Here is an 18,132-nt window from a genome sequence, read left to right as displayed (position 1 = left end):
GGCCCTCAGACGGAGGCGAGGAGGAGGAGGACCACCAGCACCACCGCCGCCAGCGGCAGGAGAAATCCGGGCCAGTCTCTGGGCGCCTCCTGCGCGCGGCGGTGAAGCGCCTGCAGCCCCGGGTAGAACCACAGCAGCAGCAGCAGGGCACCGACGCCCAGCAGCACCTTCTCCCAGGTCGCAAGCGGCTCCATGAGCGCATCTTCGGTCGCCGCCGCCGCAGCGTCAACGCCGCGGGGCGGGCCTCAGCCTGCGGCGTCGAGCCTTGCGCGCTCGTGCCGGTAGCGCCGGGCCGCCGCGGCGAGATTCACCCCCAGGAGGGCGAAGGAGAGGGCGAGGAGCAGGCCGGCGAGGCGCGCCGCCGCGTCCCCCGCCCACGGCGCCGCCGCGAGCAGCGCCAGCGCCGCCGCATGGAGGCGGAACTGCAGGCGGGCGCGCCCGTCGTCGACGAACTGCTTCATGTTGGGGATGCGATGCCGCCCGAGCAGGGACCGCGCCACAAGGACGTTCTGCAGGTGGAGCCAGGCGAGGAAGGGGACGATCTTGTAGAGCATGCCGCTAACCAGGGACACGCCCCATCCGGCGAGCAGCAGGATCCCGGCGAGAAGCGCAAGGCGCGCGTCGCCGGCCGCGCGCGCCGCCGCCACCGCGACCAGGCCGGCGAGCAGCGCCCCCATGCCGAGGCGCCAGAAGGCGACGGTCACGTCCCAGACCTTGCGCTTGCGCCGCTGCTGCAGCACCAGCGTCGCCGCCGCGAAGGTGGCGGCGGCAAGGCCGATGAGGGCCGCCGCCGCGACCTCCGCCGCCGGCACCCCCCGCGTCCCCGACCACAGGGCCAGCAGCCCCAGCAGCGCCGCCGGCAGGCAGCAGGTGACCGGCTTCGGGTACGGCGGCGTGACCTGGAACATGGGCACCACCTGGAAGCCCACCCCCATCACCAGGAGGCCGAGCCAGCCGGCGAGGGCCCACACCCAGTGCAGGTCGGTGAGCTGGCGGGCGAGCACGCCCCAGCCGGCGTGGCCGGCGAGCAGATGGAGCCCGAGCCCCGCGGTCACCGCGAGCGCCACCAGGGCCATGGCCACGCTGCGGCCGCTTTCGTGGCGCCAGCCCACCCGCGCCGCGGCCGCGAACCCCTGGGCCAGGAACACCGCGAGCGCCGCCCCCAGCACGGCGGTGCCCGCCGCCGCCGCCCACCGCACCCCGGCGAGCCCCGCCGGCGCGAGCAGCGCCCCGGCGAGGACGCCGGCGTGGACCCACGGCCCCAGCGCGGCGGCGCCGGGCAGAGGGACCCCGGTCAGCACCGGCATCACCTGGTAGACCGCCCCCGCCATCACCGTGAGGAGGAAGCCGAGGGTGACGAGATGGACCACGGCCAGGGTCTCGGGGGCCCAGCGCATCGTGAGCGCCGCCCCGCCCCAGAGCACGAGGGCCACACCCGCCGCCGCCCCCAGCCAGGGCGCGGTGAGGAAGAAGCGCAGCGGCACTCCCAGCGGCGGGATGCGCTCGAAGCTCAGGTTGCCGAAGCGCCCCACCGCCTACTCCGCCCCCGTGAGGTCCTCCACCGCCCGCGCCGCGACGGCGTCGCCCTCGCGCCAGATCAGCACCTCCACCGGCGCCTGCCGCCCGCGGCGCGTGCGGTGGCGCAGGCCCTGCCGCGCCAGCAGCTCGTAGAGCGGATGGGGCTCGCGGCGGTGAAGCAGGCGCAGGTACTCACCCGGCGCGAGGGCGGCCGCGGCCTCCAGCGCCCGCTCCAGGGGCTCGCAGGGCTCGAGGTCGCGGACGTCGAGGACGCGCTCGCGCGCCTGCACGGTCACAGCGCCCGCATGCGCCCCAGCACCTCCGCGGCATCGCCACCGAGGGCCTGGTCGCTCATGGGGTAGAGGATCTGCTCCTCCTTCATGTTGTGCTGCTGCATCAGGATCATCAACGTCTCGGCCTGGCCCAGGTACTCGTCGGCGTCCTCGTCCGCGACCGCCTGCTCCATGGCGGCGATGACGTCGCGCATCTGCTGGTGCTCGATGCGCATGACCTGGGTCGGCCCCCCGACCATGCCCGTGCGCTCCTCGATCTCGGGGAAGAGCACCTGCTCCTCCATGTCGAGGTGGCGGCGAAGCGCGTCGGCGAAGGCGGCGAAGCGCTCCCGCGCCGCCTCCCAGTCCCCCTCATGGACCGCATTCTCCGCCGCCGCGAACAGCTCGTCGCAGTCGCGGTGGTCCCGGGTCATGAAGCTGCTGATCTCGCTCACGGCATGCCTCCCGATGGTGCCTGCGACGGCGTCTATACTACCCGCGACCGGGGCCACCCCGCCCTTGAGCGAGATCAAGACCGGGAGGCAGCTTGAGCGGCGAGATCATCGACATCCTCGCGGGCATCCCGCTCTTCCAGCAGCTCGACCCCCGCCACCTCGAGGAGATCGCGGCGGGCACGCGCGTGGTGGAGCTCGCCCGCGGCGAGATCCTCTTCCACAAGGGCGACCGTCCCACGGGCTTCCACTGCGTGCTGGAGGGGCAGATCAAGCTCGCCATGCTGAGCGAGGACGGCGCCGAGAAGGTGCTGGAGCTCCTGGGCCCGGGGCGCACCTTCGGCGAGGCGGTGATGTTCCTGGACCGCCCCTACCCCGCCTACGCCCAGGCCCTGCGCGCAAGCCGCCTGCTCCACGTGGGGCGCTGCGCGGTGCTGCGCCACATCGAGGACGATCCGGCCTTCGCGCGGGCCCTGCTCTCGGGGCTCGCGCAGCGCCTCCACCACCTGGTGCGCGAGGTGGAGGACCTCACCCTGCACAGCGCCACCCAGCGCGTGATCGGCTACCTTCTCGGCGACGAGCCCGACGGCGGCCGGCACAGCGTCCGCCTGCCGGCGAGCAAGGCCGTCGTGGCCTCCCGCCTCAACCTCACGCCGGAGACCTTCTCGCGCGTGCTGCACGAGCTCGGCGCCCGCGGCCTGGTGACCGTGGAGGGACGCACCGTGCACCTGCGCGACGTGGAGGGGCTGCGCCGCCTCGGCCATTGCTGAGGGCCGGGCTCACGCCTCGCCGCCGAGGTCGCGGCGCGGGTCGAAGCTCGCCACCCACTCCGGCCGGAAGGCCGCGAGCAGCGCCACCACCATGCCGTTGAGCAGCCCCTCGGGCAGCATCAGCAGCGGCAGCAGGGCGAGATAGTCCGGCAGCAGCCGCACCGCGCCGCCGCCGCCCAGCGCCACCAGCGCGCTCGCCGCGAGCACCGCCGTGGCGGCGGCGAGGCCGGCGGCGAGGAAGCAGTTGACCATCACGTAGACGAAGAACTGCCGGCGCAGCCGGCGCCGCGCAAGGCGCAGCAGCCCCTGGGTCACCGCCACCGGCAGGGCGACCCCGGCGAGCAGGTTGAGGCCCAGGGGCGCGGCCGCGGCGGCACCGGCGAGCAGCAGCCCCAGCGCCGCCAGCGCCCCGGCCAGCACCGCCGGCGCCGGCCCGAGGACGAGGGTCGCCGCGGTCAGGCCCAGGAAGTGAAGCTCCGGCCCCGCCGGAAGCCCCGCCCGCACCCGCCACAGCACCATCAGGGCCACCGCGCCGCCGAGGAGCAGATGCAGCCCGGGCCCGCCGGCGAGGCGCCGCCACGGGGTGCGCGTCACCGCCCACAGGAGCAGCGGCACGGCCAGCAGCCACCCCGCCGCCCCCAGCGGCCAGCCGACGGCGTTTCCGGAAATCCACATCTCGGGCGCCCGCAAGCTGCGTCCGGTCAAGTTTCACCGCCGCGGAGGCGGGGCGCAAGGGCTCAGTGGCTGGTGCCCTCCGAGCGCGTGATCTTGTTCCAGACGTTGTACTTCCCCGAGGGCTTGCGCATGGGCAGGCGCTTGACCTCCTGCAGAGTGCGGGCGTCGTAGACCACCACCGCGCCGTCCATATCCCAGACGCTGACCAGGGCGTAGCGGCCGTGGCGGTCGAACTCCACGTGGGCGGCGGTCTTGCCCGGAGCCGGACGCAGGGTCGCCGCCACCTCCAGGCGCTCCTTGTCGATCACCTGCACCACGTCGCGGTCTTTGCCGAAGAACACGTCCACCCAGGCGTAGCGGCTCTTCTCGTGGCTGCGCAGGAAGAAGCCGGGGCCCAGCGTGGAGATGCGCCGCACCACCTTCCAGTCCTGCAGATCGACCACGGTCACCACCCCCTCGCGCAGGTTCGGCGTCGCCATCACCCGCCGCCCCCGCCAGCGCCAGGTGATCCCGGAGGCGAGGTGGGGCAGGCCCGGCAGGTCGATGCGGGCGATCTCGCGCCCCACCGCCAGGTGCACCACCCGGGCGGTGCGGCTCTGGCGCGAGGCGCCGATCAGGAACCGGTATTCGGGGTCGAAAAGGAAGTCGTCGAGGAAGGTCCCCACCGGGATCCGCCGCACCGGGAAGGCGCCCTCGGCCAGCGGCGGCGCCTCGCCGGAGTCGGCGCGGTAGTCGTGCATCGGCCCCTCGTAGACGGGGAGGGCCTCGGCGCGGCTGCTGTAGGGGATCTCCCAGATCTCCCGGACGTCCTTGAGGGCGGCGATGAAGCTCCCCCGCGGCGGCGCCACGTAGACGGCGCTCACCCGCGAGGAGGTGCCGTCGCGGCCCACCACCGGGATCACCCGCAGGGGCCGCAGGTCGGCGGCATCCAGCACCACCAGGGTGTGGGGCAGGTAGTTGCCCACCATGACGTAGCGGCCGTCGTCGGAGACCGCGAGGTTGCGGGTGTTGATGCCGGCGCGGACCTCGGCCACGCGCTCGAGCCCCCAGAGGTCGACCTTGATGATCCAGCCGTCGCGCGAGGCGACGTAGACGAAGCGCCCGTCGGGGGAGAACTTCGGCCCGCCGTGCACCGCCCGCGGCGTCGGCAGGCGGGCGATGACCTCGAGGCGGTCGCCGTCGAGGATGCTGATGTGGTGGTCCCCCAGCTCCACCACGACGAACAGGTTGAGGGGGTCGGCGCCATGGCGCGGCGCCTTCGCGAGGCGCTCGGGCGGCACCAGCACCCGGCGCGTGGCCTCGATCCGCGCCGCGTCCCAGGCGGGGGGCGCGGGCGGCGGCGCGAAGATCCAGCGCGCCAGGGCCTCGATCTCGTCGGCCCCGAGGCGATCGCCGAAGGCCGGCATCTGGGTCGCCGCACGCCCCTCGGCGATCACGCGCGCCGCCTTCTCCGGGCTCAGCCGGCCGAGGTTTTCGGGCACCAGGGCCGGGCCCATGCCGCCGAGGCGGTCCGCCCCGTGGCAGGAGGCGCAGTGGGTCTGGTAGAGGGCGGCGGCGTCCGGCGTCCCCTGCGCCACCGCCGCGGCCGCCGCCAGCGCGAGCGCCGCCAGCCGCTCAGGCCACCGCACGGCCCGCCTCCCCGAGGCCGATCTCGGCGTCGGTGAGATAGCAACCGGGGTCCTCGGCCCAGGGATCGCCGAAGGCGAGCTTGGCCCGCACCCGCGTGTTGCCGTTGCACAGCTCGAGGTGGCGGCAGGCGGCGCAGCGTCCCTTGAGCGGGCGCGGCCGCGCCCGCAGGCCCGCCAGGAGGGCGTCGTCCGAGCGGCGCCAGATCTCGGAGAAGGGGCGCTCGCGCACGTTGCCGAGGCGGTGGTCCCACCAGAAGGAGTCGGGATGGACCCAGCCGCGGTTGTCGATGTTGGCGATGGCGATGCCGCTGGCGTTGCCGCCCCAGGCGCGCAGCCGCGCCTCCAGCGCCGGTGCGTGCTCGGGGGCGCGCCGGGCCAACCAGTGCAGCAGGAAGACGCCGTCGGCGTCGTTGTTGCCGGTGACGATCTCGCGCTCCCGTCCCGTCTGCAGATCGAGCCAGGCGAGCTCGCAGAGGTAGTGCATCACCTCCCGCGTGGTGCGCAGATGGGCGTCGCTGGCGCTGCGCCCGCGCCCCGCGTAGTTGAGGTGGGAGAGGTAGAAGCGGCGCACCCCGGCCGCGTCCAGCCGGTCCATGAGGTCCGGCAGCTCGAGGGCGTTGTCGCGGGTGAGGGTGAAGCGCGCACCCACCCGCAGCCCCCGCGCGGCGAGCCGCTCGAGGGCGGCGAGGGCGGCGGCGAAGGCGCCCTCGCGGCCGCGGATGCGGTCGTGAGTGGCCTCAAGCCCGTCGAGGCTGATCCCCACGTAGTCGAGCCCGGAGCCCGCGAGCCGCTCGACCCAGGCCGCGTCCACGAGGGTGCCGTTGGTGGAGAGGCCGACGTAGATGCCGGCGGCCTTGGCGCGGGCGACGATGCGCATCAGGTCGGGCCGAAGCAGCGGCTCGCCACCGGAGAGGATCAGCGCCGGCACCCGCATCGCTGCGAGGTCGTCCACCACCGCCAGGGCCTCGGCGGTGCCAAGCTCGCCGGCGAAGTCGCGGTCGGCCGAGGCGGTGTAGCAGTGGCTGCAGCGCAGGTTGCAGCGGCGGATGAGGTTCCAGATCACCACCGGCGCGGCCGGGCGGCGCCGCGGCACCGGACGCCCCTCGACGGCGTCGCGCAGATACTGGCTCAGGCGCAGCATGGATCAGCCCTCCCGGATGCGCAGGCCGGTCTTCTTGAGGATCCGGCGGCTGTAGAGGATCTCGTGCCCGCGCAGGGCCTCGCCGAGGAGGGCGCGCACCTGCGCCGCGCGGGCCTCCACCTCGGCGCGCTCGCGCCCGTGGAGCATGGTGAAGAGGTTGTAGGGCCAGTGCGGCGGGCGGCGCGGGCGGCGGTAGCAGTGGCTGACGAAGGGCAGGCGCGCGATGCGCCGGCCCAGCTCGTCGACGCGCTCGTCGTCCACGTCCCACACCGCCATGCCGTTGGCGCGGTAGCCGAGCCGGTAGTGGTTGGGCACCGCGGCGATGCGGCGGATGGCCCCCGCCGCCAGCATCGCCCGGATGCGTGCCATCACCACCTCCGGGGGCAGGCCGAGGGCCTCGGCCACCGCATGGTAGGGCTCGCGCACCAGCGGCAGCCCGGCCTGGGTGGCGGCGATGATGCGCCGGTCGATGGCATCGGGCCGCCAGGCGGTGTGCTCGGGGCGCGCGTTCACGGCTCGAACCTCAGGCCGATGCCGTACTCGGCCTCCTTGGGCAGGCGCAGCACCGCGAGCCCCGTCTCGTCCTCGATGGCGCGCACCACCCCCTCGGCCTCGCCGGCGTGCTCGGTGGCGACCACGAACCAGAGGTTGTAGCGGTGCTCGCGCTCGTAGTTGTGGGCCACCTCGGGATGGGCGTTGACCGCCTCGGCCACCTCGTCGAGCCGCTCTGCCGGCACCGCCATGGCGCAGAGCATGAACTCGCCGCCGAGGCGGGCGGCGTCGTACATGGGCCCGAAGCGGGTGAGCAGCCCCTGGGCCAGCATGCGGTCGAGCCGCTCGATGACCTCGTCCTCGGGGCAGTCGAGCTCGGCGGCGACGGCCGCGAAGGGGCGCGCATCCACCCCGATGCCGTCCTGGAGGCGGCGCAGGAGGGCGCGGTCAAGCCGATGCATGGCCCGGCTCCTCGAAGACGTAGCGGGCCCCGCGCTGCTTGAAGCGGCGGCGGCTGAAGAGCACCCGGCGCGGGCGCCCGGCGAGACCGGCCCGCCGCGTCACCGCCTCGATCTCGGCGAGCACCGCCTCGCGGTCGCGCCCGTGCACCATGCAGTAGAGGTTGTAGGGCCAGCGCGGATGGCGCCGGCGGCGGTAGCAGAGGTGCACCGCAGGCTCGGCCGCAAGGCGCGCCCCCGCCGCGTCCACCTCCTCGTCGGGGACGTCCCAGACCACCATGGCGTTGGCGCGGTAGCCCAGCTCATGGTGGCGCACCACCAGCCCGAGCCGGCGGATGACGCCGCTGCGCAGCAGCCGCGCAAGGCGCAGGATCACCTCCGACTCGTCCATCCCCAGGCGCTCGCCCACCGCGCGGTAGGGCCGCGCCACCAGCGGCAGGCCGTCCTGGATGGCGCCGAGGAGCGCGCGGTCGCGCGGGTCGAGGGCGGTCAGCGCGTCCATTCCAGATCGAACCCCAGGTCGATGTGATACTCCCGCTCCATGGGCAGGGCGATCACCTCGTGGCCGCACGCCTGCTCGATCTCGGCGAGCACCCGCGCAAGATGCGCCTCGTCGGCGGCGGTGACCACGAACCAGAGGTTGAGCTCGCCCTCGCGCTCGTAGTTGTGGTTGACCTCGGGCCGGGCCGAGACCTGCGCCGCCACCCGCTCCAGCTCCGCCTCCGGCACCGCCATCGCCGCGAGGGTGCTCGCCCCGACGGTGTGCGGGCGCACCACCGCCCCCACCCGGGAGAGGACACCGCGCTCGCGGAGCCGCACGAGGGCCTCCAGCACCTGGGCCTCGCTCAGCCCCACGGCGCGCCCCATCTCGGAAAAAGGGGCCGGGGCGAGGGGCAGGCCCGACTGATAGCGGGCGACGAGGCGGCGCTCCGGTGCCTCGAGGGCGCTCACCCCGCCCTCGGCGCCCCTCCCCCCTTCTGCCGCCGCCTGCATGTCTCTGCCCCGCATCGCCCCGTCCCCGTGAACCGTCACAGCCCGATCCGGTGCGCCCGCGCGGTGAAGAAGATGCCGCTGGGGTAGCGCGCCTCGAGCCGCGCCACCGGCTCCAGCCGCTCGGTGTCGTAGACCTGCACCTCGCCGCCGTCGCGCACCGAGATCCAGACCTGCTCCCCGCGCGGCGTGAACTCCATGTGCAGCACCGCCGGCCCCGGGCGCAGGGTGCGCACCACACGGAGCGACTCGGTGTCGATCACCTGCACGGTGTCGTTGTCGGGATGGGCGAAGTTGACCCAGACCTGGCGCCCGTCCGGGCGGGCCATGGCGAAGACCGGCTGGCCGTGGACCGGGATCCGCGCCACCTCGCGCCAGCCCTCGGTCTCCACCACGAGGAGCTCGTGGCGGCCCACCGCGGGCAGGAAGGCGAGCCGCCCGGCGATGGCCCAGCCCTCCAGGTGCGGCATCTTGTAGACGGGCAGCCGCCGCTCGCCGCGACCGTAGTGGGGGAGGATGCGCCGTGCGCCCCGCTCCGGATGCCACAGGTCCACCAGCGCCAGGCCGTCCTCGCCGAAGAGCCCGGCGATGTACCAGCGCCCGTCCGGGGTCACCAGCGCGTCGTAGGGCTGGCGGCCGACCTCGCGGATGCGCTGCACCTGCGGCCGGCGTGGGTCGTGCACGTCGGCGATCCAGATCTCGCCGGCCTCGAACAGGCTGAAGACGAAACGCCGTCCGGGGGCGTCCACGAGCCCCACCACCTTGGAGCGGCGCCCGTCGGCGCCCACCGCCGGGATCTCCGCCAGGGGCTCGAGGGTGACGGCATCGAAGAGCCGCACCCCGCCCGGCTCGTAGTTGGAGACCGCGATCACGCGACCGTCCTGGGAGATGGCGCCGCCGATGCTGTTGCCGGCCTGGCGGATGCGCCGCACGATCCGCCCCCGCAGCAGGTCCACCTTGGTCAGGCCGCCGTCGCGGCCGAAGACGTAGGCGTAGCGCTCGTCGCGGGAGAAGACCGCCGAGGCGTGGGAGAGGTCGCCGAGGCCCTCGATGCGGGCAAGGCGCGCCATGCGGGTGGTGTCCACCACCTGCACCGCGCCGTCGGCGCGCTCGACGACGAGGCCGAGGTCCCCGGTGCCGCGCACCGAGGCGCAGCCGGCGGCGAGCAGGGCGAGCAGCGCCACCGCGGCGGACGCCCTCACCGCAGGCCCTCCCGCGGCGCAAGCCCCCGACGCAGCCGTGCCACCAGCCAGCGCGCCTCCTCGGGCGTGATCTCGCTGCGCCAGGGGGGCATCGCGGTGCCCGGCCGCCCGTCGAGGATGGTGGTGACGAGGAGGTCGTCGGGCTTGCCCGCGAGGGCCTCGGGGGTGAGCGGCGAGCCCAGCCCGCCGCGCAGGGTCATGCCGTGGCAGGAGCCGCAGTCCTGCCGCAGCAGGCGCAGCAGGGCCTGCTGGCGCGCGCCCCCGGGCCCTGCCGCCACCGCCGGCAGCGCGGCCAGGATCGCGGCCAGGGCAAGCGGGGTCCGGCGCATCGCCTCCTCCGTCGGGAATCCGGGGCGGGCGGGGCCCGCAGGCCCCGCCCGCGACAGGCTCAGTAGATGTCGTGACGGGTGTTGAAGACGTTGAACTTGCCGGTCGGGGTCACCAGGCGCGGATCCTTGATGACCGCCTTCAGCTTCAGCGTCTTGTCGTCCACGATGACGATGGCCGAGCGCTGCTCCTTGCCGTTCCAGACCGAGAACCAGACCTCGTCGCCGGCCTTGTTGAACTCGGGCTGGACGACGCGCTTCGGCCCCTCCCCGAGATCGGCCCACTCGGCGATGGGCAGCACCTTGTAGCCGGCCTCGAGGTTGTTGATGTCGAACACCGCCACCGACTGGCTGATCTTCGCATCGGGGTTCAGGGCCGTGTCCACGTAGAGGTGGTGGGACTTGGGATGGGTCTTGATGAAGAGCGACCCGCCGCCCTGGCCCTTGAGCATCCGCACCACCTTCCAGGCGTACTGCGGATGGCCCTTGGGGTCGGTGCCGATGACGGCGATGTTCTCGTCACCCAGGTGGCTGGTGGCCCACACCGGCCCGTACTTGGGGTCGATGAAGTTGGCGCCGCGCCCCGGGTGCGGGATCTTCCCCACCTCGATGAGCTTGACCAGCTTGTCGGTCTTGGAGTCGATGACCGCGATCTTGTCGGACTTGTTGGCCGCGGTCAGGAAGTAGCGGTGGGTGCGGTCCCAGCCGCCGTCATGCAGGTAGCGGGCGGCGCCGATGGTGGTCACCTTGAGGTTGTCGATGTCCTCGTAGTTGACCATCAGGACGTGGCCCGTCTCCTTGACGTTGACGATGAACTCCGGGTGCTGGTGGGAGGCCACGATGGCCGCCACGCGCGGCTCCGGATGGTACTCCTGGGTGTCCACCGTCATCCCGCGGGTGGAGACGATCTTGAGCGGCTCCAGGGTGTCGCCGTTCATGATCACGTACTGGGGCGGCCAGTAGGTGCCGGCGATGGCGTACTTGTCCTCCCAGCCCTTGTACTTGGAGGTCTCCACCGAGCGCGCCTCGAGGCCCACCTTGATCTGGGCCACGGTGTCCGGCTTCTCCATCCACAGGTCGATGAGGTTGATCACCGCATCGCGCCCGATGGTGAGGAGATAACGGCCGGAGGCCGACAGGCGCGAGATGTGCACGGCGTAGCCGGTGTCGACGACGTTGATGATCTTCTTGCTGTCGCCGTCGATCAGCGCCACCTTCCCGGCGTCACGCAGGGTGACCGAGAATAGGTTGTCGAGGTTGTAGTTGTTCATCTTGCGCGTGGGGCGCTTCTCCGGCGGCACGATCACCTTCCAGCTCGCCTTCATCTCCTCCATGCCCCACTCCGGCGGCACCGGCGGGTCGTACTGGAGATAGCGCGCCATGATGTCGATCTGCCGCTCGTCCAGCACGCCGGAGGTGCCCCAGTTGGGCATGCCGGCAGGCGAGCCGTAGGTGATGAAGGCCTTGAGGTAGGCGCTGCCCCGCTTGCGGGTGATGTCGGGTGTGAGCGGCTTGCCGGTGGCGCCCTTGCGCAGCACGCCGTGGCAGCCTGCGCAGCGCTCGAAGAAGATCTTCTTGGCCTCCTCGAACTCGGCCTTGGTCAGCGGCGGCACCCCCTCGGGCGCCCCCGGGACGACGGCCGACTCGGGCGGCACCGCCGAGGGCGCACCCTTGTAGCTCAGCTCGGCCTTGCCCGTGCCCGGGTGCGGCTCGTGCTTGGCCGCCTGCACCACGGCCGGCGAGGCGACGGCGAGCGCGGCCGCGAGGGCGGGGGCGGCACAGATGGAGAGATGTCGGGACATGGCTTCTTCCCCTCCTTGCGGTTGCGGATGGTGCATTCCCTTATCCTCCCGCAGTCTCTGGAAATCCTTGATCGAGATCAAGGGCCCCGGGCAGCTCGAGACGCGCCGAGAGGCCGCCGCCCGGGCGGTTGGCGAGCCGCACGCGGCCTCCATGCAGCGTCGCCACCTCCCGCACCACGGCAAGCCCGAGGCCGCTGCCGCCGGTGGCGCGGCTGCGGGAGCCCTCGAGGCGGTGGAAGGGCTCGAGGACCCGCTCGAGCTCCGCCTCGGGGATGCCGGGTCCGCGGTCGAGCACCTCGATCACCGCCCGCCCCGCCTCCCGCCCCACCCGCACCTCGGCCCCGCCCGCATAGCGCACCGCGTTGTCGACGAGGTTCTCCAGCGCCCGGCGCAGCGCCACCGGGCGGCCCGTCACCATCACCGGCACCGCAGGCTCCAGCAGGCCCACCGGCTCGCCCGCCTCGGCGCGGTCCTCCACCACGGCCTCGGCCAGCGCCGCGAGATCGACGCTGCGGGCCGGCTCGGCCTCGTGCCCGCGCAGCAGCTCCAGCGCCCCCCGCACCATGGTCTCCATCTCGTCGAGGTCGGCCAGGATCCGCCCCCGCACCGCCTCATCCTCCACGAACTCCGCGCGCAGACGCAGCCGCGTGATGGGGGTGCGCAGGTCGTGGGAGACCGCCGCCAGCATGCGCGAGCGCTCCTCCACATGGGCGCGCAGGCGGCGCTGCATCTCGTTGAAGGCACGCGCCGCGCGCGCCACCTCCACCGGCCCGTCCTCGGGCAGCGGCGGGCGGTGGAGGTCGCGCCCGAGCCCCTCGGCCGCCGCCGCCAGGGCCGCCAGGGGCCGCGTGAGCCAGCGCACCGCGAGCACCGTGAGCAGCACCGCGGCGGCGAGGAGCACCGCGAGCGCCCCCACCGCCCGCAGCGGCCAGCCCACCACCGCCTCCGGCAGCCGGTAGCGCAGGGCGAGCCAGCTGCCGTCGACGAGGCGCACCTCCGCCTCCAGCACCCGCACCGGCGCCATCCACGGCGGCAGCCCGCCCATGTGCCGCCGCATCATGCCCGCCATCGGAGGCGGCGGAGGCCGATCCTCGCGCAGGTGCACCCGCAGCGGCCGCGCCTCCCCCAGGGCGGCGGCGAGCAGCCCGGCGAAGAGCCGCTCCTGCGGCGAGACCGCGCCCCGGGCGAGGGCCGGTCGCGGACGCACCGCCACCACGAGCTCCGGCCCGGCGGCGGCATCCAGGAGCGGCCCGCGCCGCGTTGCCGGCAGGGCCTCGGCCAGGCGCACCAGCGCCGCCGCCCGCTGCGCCAGCTGATGGCCGCTGGCGGCATAGAGGCTGCGCACGCGCTCCTCGAGCAGCAGTCCGGCGCCCAGGAGCTGCGCCCCCACCAGCCCCCCGAGCAGCACCGCCAGCAACCGTCCGCGCAGGCTCCGGGGGACGAGCCTCACCGCCCCTCCACCTCCACCTCGGCGGCGAGGACGTAGCCCTCCCCGCGCACCGTGCGGATCAGCCGCGGCTCGCGCCCGTCGTCGCCGAGGCGGCGGCGCAGGCGGCTGACCAGGACGTCGATGCTGCGGTCGAAGGGGGCGGCCTCGCGGCCGCGCGCGAGGTCGAGCAGACGGTCGCGGGCGAGGACGCGCCCGGGCCGCTCGAGAAAGACCCGCAGCAGCCGGTACTCGGCGCCGCTCAGCGGCACCACCGTCCCCTCGGGGCTGGTGAGCTGGCGCGTGACCGCGTCGAGGGTCCAGCCGGCGAAGCGGTAGCGCCGCCCCGGCGCCGTCCCGGCGGCCCCCCCCGCCCGCCGCAGCACCGCCTTGATGCGGGCGAGCAGCTCGCGCGGGCTGAAGGGCTTGGCCACGTAGTCGTCGGCGCCCATCTCCAGGCCGACGATGCGGTCGGTCTCCTCGCCGCGGGCGGTGAGCATGATCACCGGCACGGAGGAGCGGGCGCGCAGGTCGCGGCAGAGGGTCAGACCGTCCTCGCCGGGCAGCATCAGGTCGAGGATCACGAGGTCGATGCGGTCCTCGGCGAGGGCCCGCCACATGGCGCGGCCGTCCTCGGCGGTGCTCGCGCGCAGCCCGTTGCGCTCGAGGTAGGCGGCAAGCAGCGCGCGGATCTCCGGGTCGTCGTCGACGACGAGCACGTGCGGCCTTTCCATGGCCCCCTAGATACCACACCGGACCCGGGCCGCCGAGCAGGAACCGGTAACCGAATGTAACCGGCCGCGGCGTCGTAACAGAACGAAACCATCAGGACAGGCGGCGACATCGCCGGGACACATGGCGGTGGTCTCATGGGCGGCGAGGAAGGGGACGAACGGCCCCGCTTCCGAAGACCCACAGGAACCCGAGAGGAGAAACGACCATGAAGAACCGGACCCGCAACGCACTGGCCCTCGCCACCGCCGCCGCCCTCGGCCTCGCCGCCGCCACCGCCTTCTCCCATCCCGGGGACGCCGAAGGCCCCCGCGGCTGGGGGGGCTGGAGCGAGCGCGGCCCCATGGGGGGCATGATGGGCGGACCCGCGCAGGGGATGATGGGCGGGATGATGGGCCACATGATGGGCGGCCACATGATGGGCGGCATGGAGGGACCGCAGGACATGGGTCCCGGCCACCCTTTCGGCGGCCCGGGGAAGGGGCCCTGCCCCGGCGCGGGCGGGATGCCCGGGATGGGGAGCGACGCTGAGGCCATGCAGGCCCAGGTCGCCCAGGCGGCCGAGGCCCGGCTCGACCGGCTGCGCGCCCAGCTCGGGATCCGTCCGGACCAGGAGGCGGCCTGGAACGCCTATGCGGACGCGGTGAAGGCCCTGCAGACCTTCCGTGCCGAGGCCCCGCGGGGCGCCGGCCGCGCCCTCGAGGCGGAAGGGCGGCTGCGCCTCCGGGCCACCCGCATGCGGCAGCTCGCCGACCGCCTCGAGGCCCTCGCCACCGCCCGCGAGGCCCTCTACGAGAAGCTGGATCCGCCGCAGCGGGTGGCCTTCGACGCCGCCACCCGCCACCGCGGCTGAGCGGCGCCGCGGGCGGGCGCCGCCCGCCCGCGCCGCGGCTATGCTTGGGGGCCATGGAGCGCCCCCTCGACGTCGTCCTCGCCCTCGACCAGGGCACCCACGCCTCGCGCGCACTGCTCGTCGCCGCCGACGGCAGCGTGCGCCACCGGGTCGTCCGCCCCGTGGCGCTCCAGCGCCGCGGCGCGGCGGTGGAACAGGACCCCGAGGCCCTCGTGCTGAGCCTCGAGGAGGCCGCCCTCGAGGCCCTCGCCGCGGCCCGGCGCGGGGGAATGCGGCCGGTGGCGGCGGGCCTTGCAACGCAGCGCTCCACGGTGCTCGCCTGGACGCGGGCGGGGGCGCGGCCGCTCACGCCCGCCATCAGCTGGCTCGACGCCCGCGGCGGCGAGGCCCTCGAGGCCTGCCCGCTGCCCCCGGCGCGCCTGCGCGCGCTCACCGGCCTCGTCCCTTCGGCCCACCACGCGGCGGGCAAGATCGCCTGGCTGCTGCGCGCCGACGGCGCACTCCGCCGCGCCGCCGAGGGGGGGCGCGCGGTGGTGGGCCCGCTGGCGGCCTTCCTGGTGCAGCGCCTCACCGGGGGCGCGCCGCGGATCGATGCCGGCAACGCCTCGCGGACCCTCCTCTACGGGCTCCGGCGCGGCGACTGGGAACCCGCGCTGCTCGAGGCCTTCGGCGTCCCGCCCGCGGCCCTGCCCGCATGCCGCCCGGTGCGGCACCGCTGGGGCGCGCTGCACGGGACGGGCCTTCCCCTGACCGCGGTCCACGGCGACCAGCCCGCCGCCCTCCACGCCGACGGCGCACCGCGCGCCGACACGCTCCACCTCAACCTCGGCACCGGCGCCTTCGGGCTCGTGCCGCTCCAGGTGCCGGCCGCGCGGGTGCCCCGCGGCTATGCCGTCGGCGTCGCCGATGCCGGACCATCGGGGCGGCTGCTCGCGGCCGAGACCACCATCCACGGCGCCGGCGCGGCGCTCGCCTGGATCGGCGATCGGCGCAGGCTCGCCGCGGAGGTGGTGCTGCGCCTGGCGGCGCGGGAGCCGTCCTCGCCGCCGCCGCTGTTCGTGGACGCGGTGGGCGGGCTCGGAGCACCGTGGTGGCGCCCCCATGCCCTCCCGCGCTGGCCCGAGGGCGAGCCGGTGGAGGATGCGGCCGCGGTGGCCTCGGTGGTGGAGGGCATGGCCTTCGTCATCGCCGCGAGCATCGCCGGCCTCGCCGGGGCCATGCCGGGGCTGCGCGCGATCCGCGCCGGCGGCGGCCTGGCGCGGCTCGAGCCGCTGCTCGGCCGCCTCGCCGCGCTCGCCGGCCTCCCTGTGTACCGGGTCGCCGAGCCCGAGGCCACCGCCCGCGGCATCGCCTGGCTGGCCGCGGGGTCACCCGCGCGGTGGCGGCCGGCACCGTCGCGGCGCATCGCACCGCTCGCCGACGACGCGCTCGCGGCCCGCTTCGCCCGCGCCCGCGCGGCGCTGGAGGCGGCCTGATGGGTGCGCGCTTCGAGGTGGTGGCCCACCGCGGCTTTCGCGCCCGCTATCCCGAGAACACCCTCGCCGCCGTCGCCGCCGCCCTCGACGCCGGCGCCCACCACGTCGAGGTGGACGTGCACCTGAGCGCCGACGGCGTGCCCGTGCTCTGCCACGACGCCGACCTCGCGCGCGTCAGCGGCCGTCCCGGGCGCGTCGCGGAGCTGCCCGCGGCGGTGCTCGCGGACTGGCCCGCGGGCGAACCCGGCCGCCTCGGCGACCGCTTCCCCCGCGCCCGCCTCGCCACCCTCGCCGAGGCGGCGCGCCTGGTGGCCGCCCGCGGCCGCCACCTCTTCGTCGAGCTCAAGCCCGATCCGTGGCAGCGCTTCGGCGCCGCCGCCCTCGACGCCCTCGCCGACGCCCTCGCACCGGTCCCGGGCCTGCGCTGGACCCTGATCTCGTTCCTGCCCGAGGTGGTGGAGGCGGCGCGCGCGGCCGAGCTCGCCCCCGCCGGGTGGGTCCTGCCGGCCTACGACGCCGGGGCCCGGGCGGCGGCCCGCGAGCTCGCCCCGCCGGTGCTGTTCGTCGACCGCGCCTGGCTGCCCCCGCGGGGGGCGCTGTGGCCCGGCCCCTGGCGCTGGGCGGTCTACGAGGTCAACACGCCGCGCGAGGCGGCACGCCTCGCCGCCCGCGGGGCGGGGCTCATCGAGACCGCCGAGGTGGCGCTGCTGCGCGCGGCGGTGTGCGGATGAGCGACGGCGTCGATCTCGTGGTCGTCGGCGCCGGCATCCAGGGCGCCGGCATCGCCTGGCTGGCGGCGGCATCGGGACACCGGGTGCTCGTCCTGGAGCGGATGCCGGCCCCCGCCCTCGGCACCTCGAGCCGCTCCACCAAGCTCGTCCACGGCGGCCTGCGCTACCTCGAGACCGGCCAGTGGCGGCTCGTGCGCGAGGCCCTGCGCGAACGCGCCTGGCTGCTGCGGCAAGCCCCCGCCCTCGTCCGCCGCCTGCCCATGCGCATCCCGGTCTACGCCGGCATGCGTCGCCGCCCCTGGCAGATCCGCGCCGGCCTCGCCCTCTACGCGCTCCTCGGGGGCCTCGGCCCCGACCTGCGCTTCTGCAGCCTGCCGGCGGCGGAGGCGACCGCGGAGGGCCTCGCCGGCGACGGGCTGTGCGCCGCCTTCGCCTACCTCGAGGCCCAGACCGACGACGCCGCCCTCACCACGGCGGTGCTCGCCGCCGCCACCGCCCACGGCGCCCGGGTGCTGCACGAGGCCGCGCTCCGCTCCGCCGCGGCCGACCGCGACGGCGTCGTGGTGCGCTGGCGCGGCGGCGAGGTGCGGGCGCGGGCCCTGGCGGTCGCCGCCGGGCCGTGGACGGCGCAGGTCCTGCGCCGGCTCGACCCGGCGCCGGCGCTGCCGCCGCTGGAGCTGGTGCAGGGGACCCATCTGCTGCTCGCCGGCCGCCTCGACGCCGGGTACTACCTGGAGGCGGCGGACGGGCGCGCGGTCTTCGCCCTGCCCTGGGGCGGCGAGACCCTCGTCGGCACCACCGAGACCCCCTACGCCGGGGACCCCGCCGCCTGCCGCCCGCTGCCCGCGGAGGTGGCCTACCTTCGGGCCGCCTTCGGCCGCCGCTTTCCCCGCCGCCCGGCGGAGGTCCTCGGGGCCTTCGCCGGGCTGCGCGTGCTGCCGGGCGGGGACGCCCCGGCGTTTCGCCGCCCGCGCGAGACCCTGGTGGGGCTCGCCGGACGGCCGGTGCGGATCGCCGTGGTCGCCGGCGGCAAGCTCACCACCTTCCGCGCCACCGCGCGCCGCGTCCTGGCCGGCCTCGCCCCCGCCCTCGGCCCGCCCCCCGGCGCCGCGGCCCTCGAACGGCTCCGCCTCGAACCCGCCCCCGTGACCGCGGGCCTTGCGCCCCTCGCCCCGATGGGGTAGGGATG

The 18,132-nt window shown here is 75.3% G+C and carries 21 protein-coding genes; 5 read left to right on the top strand and 16 right to left on the bottom strand.

Going from position 1 to position 18,132, the window contains the following annotated elements:
* Window positions 1-5: 5 nt before the first annotated feature.
* From EDC57_RS10935 to EDC57_RS10920, 4 genes are read right to left on the bottom strand one after another with little or no spacing between them, the layout of a single operon-like run.
* The gene (locus tag EDC57_RS10935; protein WP_123401950.1) at window positions 6-194 is read right to left on the bottom strand and encodes a hypothetical protein; all 189 of its coding nucleotides are present in this window, start codon (window positions 192-194) and stop codon (window positions 6-8) included.
* Between the two features lie 51 nt (window positions 195-245).
* Window positions 246-1,532: a fused MFS transporter/spermidine synthase family protein gene (locus EDC57_RS12855; protein WP_123401949.1), complete on the bottom strand. Its 1,287-nt coding sequence runs from the start codon at window positions 1,530-1,532 to the stop codon at window positions 246-248.
* A gap of 3 nt (window positions 1,533-1,535) precedes the next feature.
* Complete coding sequence (locus EDC57_RS10925) at window positions 1,536-1,814, bottom strand: DUF2249 domain-containing protein (protein WP_211331987.1); 279 nt, start codon at window positions 1,812-1,814, stop codon at window positions 1,536-1,538.
* The gene (locus EDC57_RS10920) at window positions 1,811-2,245 is read right to left on the bottom strand and encodes a hemerythrin domain-containing protein (RefSeq protein ID WP_123401948.1); all 435 of its coding nucleotides are present in this window, start codon (window positions 2,243-2,245) and stop codon (window positions 1,811-1,813) included. The genes EDC57_RS10925 and EDC57_RS10920 overlap by 4 nt, the downstream gene beginning before the upstream one ends.
* 92 nt (window positions 2,246-2,337) lie before the next feature.
* Between EDC57_RS10920 and EDC57_RS10915 the strand changes: the two genes are divergently transcribed.
* Entirely contained in the window at window positions 2,338-3,012 is a 675-nt protein-coding gene (locus EDC57_RS10915; RefSeq protein ID WP_123401947.1) for a Crp/Fnr family transcriptional regulator, read from the top strand.
* Window positions 3,013-3,021: 9 nt separating this feature from the next.
* Here EDC57_RS10915 and EDC57_RS10910 read toward each other — a convergent pair whose 3' ends face one another.
* The 12 genes from EDC57_RS10910 to EDC57_RS10855 form a co-directional block, all read right to left on the bottom strand.
* Window positions 3,022-3,687 carry an energy-coupling factor ABC transporter permease gene (locus EDC57_RS10910; protein ID WP_123401946.1) on the bottom strand — a complete coding sequence of 222 codons (666 nt, stop codon included), beginning with the start codon at window positions 3,685-3,687 and terminating at the stop codon, window positions 3,022-3,024.
* 62 nt (window positions 3,688-3,749) lie between these two features.
* Window positions 3,750-5,315 (bottom strand): nitrite reductase, encoded by a 1,566-nt coding sequence (locus tag EDC57_RS10905; RefSeq protein ID WP_123401945.1) that lies wholly within the window; start codon window positions 5,313-5,315, stop codon window positions 3,750-3,752.
* A complete protein-coding gene (gene nirJ / locus EDC57_RS10900; RefSeq protein ID WP_123401944.1) occupies window positions 5,302-6,456 on the bottom strand; it encodes a heme d1 biosynthesis radical SAM protein NirJ in 1,155 nt (384 codons plus the stop codon). Before nirJ ends, EDC57_RS10905 begins: the two co-directional genes overlap by 14 nt.
* A 3-nt stretch (window positions 6,457-6,459) precedes the next feature.
* Window positions 6,460-6,969 (bottom strand): siroheme decarboxylase subunit beta, encoded by a 510-nt coding sequence (ahbB, locus tag EDC57_RS10895; protein ID WP_123401943.1) that lies wholly within the window; start codon window positions 6,967-6,969, stop codon window positions 6,460-6,462.
* Window positions 6,966-7,409, bottom strand: a complete 444-nt coding sequence (locus tag EDC57_RS10890; protein WP_123401942.1) for an Lrp/AsnC family transcriptional regulator — start codon at window positions 7,407-7,409, stop codon at window positions 6,966-6,968. The genes ahbB (EDC57_RS10895) and EDC57_RS10890 overlap by 4 nt, the downstream gene beginning before the upstream one ends.
* Complete coding sequence (gene ahbB, locus EDC57_RS10885; RefSeq protein ID WP_123401941.1) at window positions 7,396-7,908, bottom strand: siroheme decarboxylase subunit beta; 513 nt, start codon at window positions 7,906-7,908, stop codon at window positions 7,396-7,398. The genes EDC57_RS10890 and ahbB (EDC57_RS10885) overlap by 14 nt, the downstream gene beginning before the upstream one ends.
* Window positions 7,896-8,414, bottom strand: coding sequence for an Lrp/AsnC family transcriptional regulator (locus tag EDC57_RS10880; RefSeq protein WP_170165124.1), 519 nt, complete (start codon window positions 8,412-8,414; stop codon window positions 7,896-7,898). The genes ahbB (EDC57_RS10885) and EDC57_RS10880 overlap by 13 nt, the downstream gene beginning before the upstream one ends.
* Before the next feature lie 20 nt (window positions 8,415-8,434).
* Window positions 8,435-9,598, bottom strand: a complete 1,164-nt coding sequence (locus EDC57_RS10875) for a cytochrome D1 domain-containing protein (RefSeq protein ID WP_123401939.1) — start codon at window positions 9,596-9,598, stop codon at window positions 8,435-8,437.
* Window positions 9,595-9,927 (bottom strand): c-type cytochrome, encoded by a 333-nt coding sequence (locus EDC57_RS10870; RefSeq protein WP_123401938.1) that lies wholly within the window; start codon window positions 9,925-9,927, stop codon window positions 9,595-9,597. The genes EDC57_RS10875 and EDC57_RS10870 overlap by 4 nt, the downstream gene beginning before the upstream one ends.
* Window positions 9,928-9,986: 59 nt before the next feature.
* Window positions 9,987-11,726, bottom strand: a complete 1,740-nt coding sequence (locus tag EDC57_RS10865) for a cytochrome D1 domain-containing protein (protein WP_123401937.1) — start codon at window positions 11,724-11,726, stop codon at window positions 9,987-9,989.
* 40 nt (window positions 11,727-11,766) lie between these two features.
* Complete coding sequence (locus tag EDC57_RS10860; RefSeq protein ID WP_123401936.1) at window positions 11,767-13,176, bottom strand: ATP-binding protein; 1,410 nt, start codon at window positions 13,174-13,176, stop codon at window positions 11,767-11,769.
* Complete coding sequence (locus EDC57_RS10855) at window positions 13,173-13,886, bottom strand: response regulator (RefSeq protein ID WP_123401935.1); 714 nt, start codon at window positions 13,884-13,886, stop codon at window positions 13,173-13,175. The genes EDC57_RS10860 and EDC57_RS10855 overlap by 4 nt, the downstream gene beginning before the upstream one ends.
* A 206-nt stretch (window positions 13,887-14,092) precedes the next feature.
* Here EDC57_RS10855 and EDC57_RS12850 point away from each other — a divergent pair, with 206 nt between their 5' ends.
* The 4 genes from EDC57_RS12850 to EDC57_RS10835 are packed head-to-tail and all read left to right on the top strand — an operon-like array spanning window position 14,093 to window position 18,127.
* Window positions 14,093-14,737: a Spy/CpxP family protein refolding chaperone gene (locus EDC57_RS12850; RefSeq protein WP_123401934.1), complete on the top strand. Its 645-nt coding sequence runs from the start codon at window positions 14,093-14,095 to the stop codon at window positions 14,735-14,737.
* A gap of 53 nt (window positions 14,738-14,790) precedes the next feature.
* Window positions 14,791-16,212, top strand: coding sequence for an FGGY family carbohydrate kinase (locus EDC57_RS10845; protein ID WP_123401933.1), 1,422 nt, complete (start codon window positions 14,791-14,793; stop codon window positions 16,210-16,212).
* Window positions 16,212-16,943 (top strand): glycerophosphodiester phosphodiesterase family protein, encoded by a 732-nt coding sequence (locus EDC57_RS10840; protein WP_123401932.1) that lies wholly within the window; start codon window positions 16,212-16,214, stop codon window positions 16,941-16,943. Before EDC57_RS10845 ends, EDC57_RS10840 begins: the two co-directional genes overlap by 1 nt.
* Window positions 16,940-18,127: an FAD-dependent oxidoreductase gene (locus EDC57_RS10835; RefSeq protein ID WP_123401931.1), complete on the top strand. Its 1,188-nt coding sequence runs from the start codon at window positions 16,940-16,942 to the stop codon at window positions 18,125-18,127. Before EDC57_RS10840 ends, EDC57_RS10835 begins: the two co-directional genes overlap by 4 nt.
* Window positions 18,128-18,132: the final 5 nt, after the last annotated feature.

Origin of the sequence: Inmirania thermothiophila (assembly GCF_003751635.1) — a bacterium.
Taxonomy (GTDB): Bacteria; Pseudomonadota; Gammaproteobacteria; order DSM-100275; family DSM-100275; genus Inmirania; species Inmirania thermothiophila.
This window is presented reverse-complemented; position numbering and strand designations above follow the sequence as displayed.

Coding starts and splice junctions, on each gene's coding strand:
- EDC57_RS12850 (WP_123401934.1), top strand. CDS start 14,093: ATGAAGAACCGGACCCGCAACGCACTGGCCCTCGCCACCGCCGCCGCC.
- EDC57_RS10865 (WP_123401937.1), bottom strand. CDS start 11,726: ATGTCCCGACATCTCTCCATCTGTGCCGCCCCCGCCCTCGCGGCCGCG.
- EDC57_RS10910 (WP_123401946.1), bottom strand. CDS start 3,687: ATGTGGATTTCCGGAAACGCCGTCGGCTGGCCGCTGGGGGCGGCGGGG.
- EDC57_RS10840 (WP_123401932.1), top strand. CDS start 16,212: ATGGGTGCGCGCTTCGAGGTGGTGGCCCACCGCGGCTTTCGCGCCCGC.
- EDC57_RS10855 (WP_123401935.1), bottom strand. CDS start 13,886: ATGGAAAGGCCGCACGTGCTCGTCGTCGACGACGACCCGGAGATCCGC.
- EDC57_RS10845 (WP_123401933.1), top strand. CDS start 14,791: ATGGAGCGCCCCCTCGACGTCGTCCTCGCCCTCGACCAGGGCACCCAC.
- EDC57_RS10880 (WP_170165124.1), bottom strand. CDS start 8,414: ATGCGGGGCAGAGACATGCAGGCGGCGGCAGAAGGGGGGAGGGGCGCC.
- nirJ (WP_123401944.1), bottom strand. CDS start 6,456: ATGCTGCGCCTGAGCCAGTATCTGCGCGACGCCGTCGAGGGGCGTCCG.
- EDC57_RS10890 (WP_123401942.1), bottom strand. CDS start 7,409: ATGCATCGGCTTGACCGCGCCCTCCTGCGCCGCCTCCAGGACGGCATC.
- EDC57_RS10870 (WP_123401938.1), bottom strand. CDS start 9,927: ATGCGCCGGACCCCGCTTGCCCTGGCCGCGATCCTGGCCGCGCTGCCG.
- ahbB (WP_123401941.1), bottom strand. CDS start 7,908: ATGGACGCGCTGACCGCCCTCGACCCGCGCGACCGCGCGCTCCTCGGC.
- EDC57_RS10935 (WP_123401950.1), bottom strand. CDS start 194: ATGGAGCCGCTTGCGACCTGGGAGAAGGTGCTGCTGGGCGTCGGTGCC.
- EDC57_RS10835 (WP_123401931.1), top strand. CDS start 16,940: ATGAGCGACGGCGTCGATCTCGTGGTCGTCGGCGCCGGCATCCAGGGC.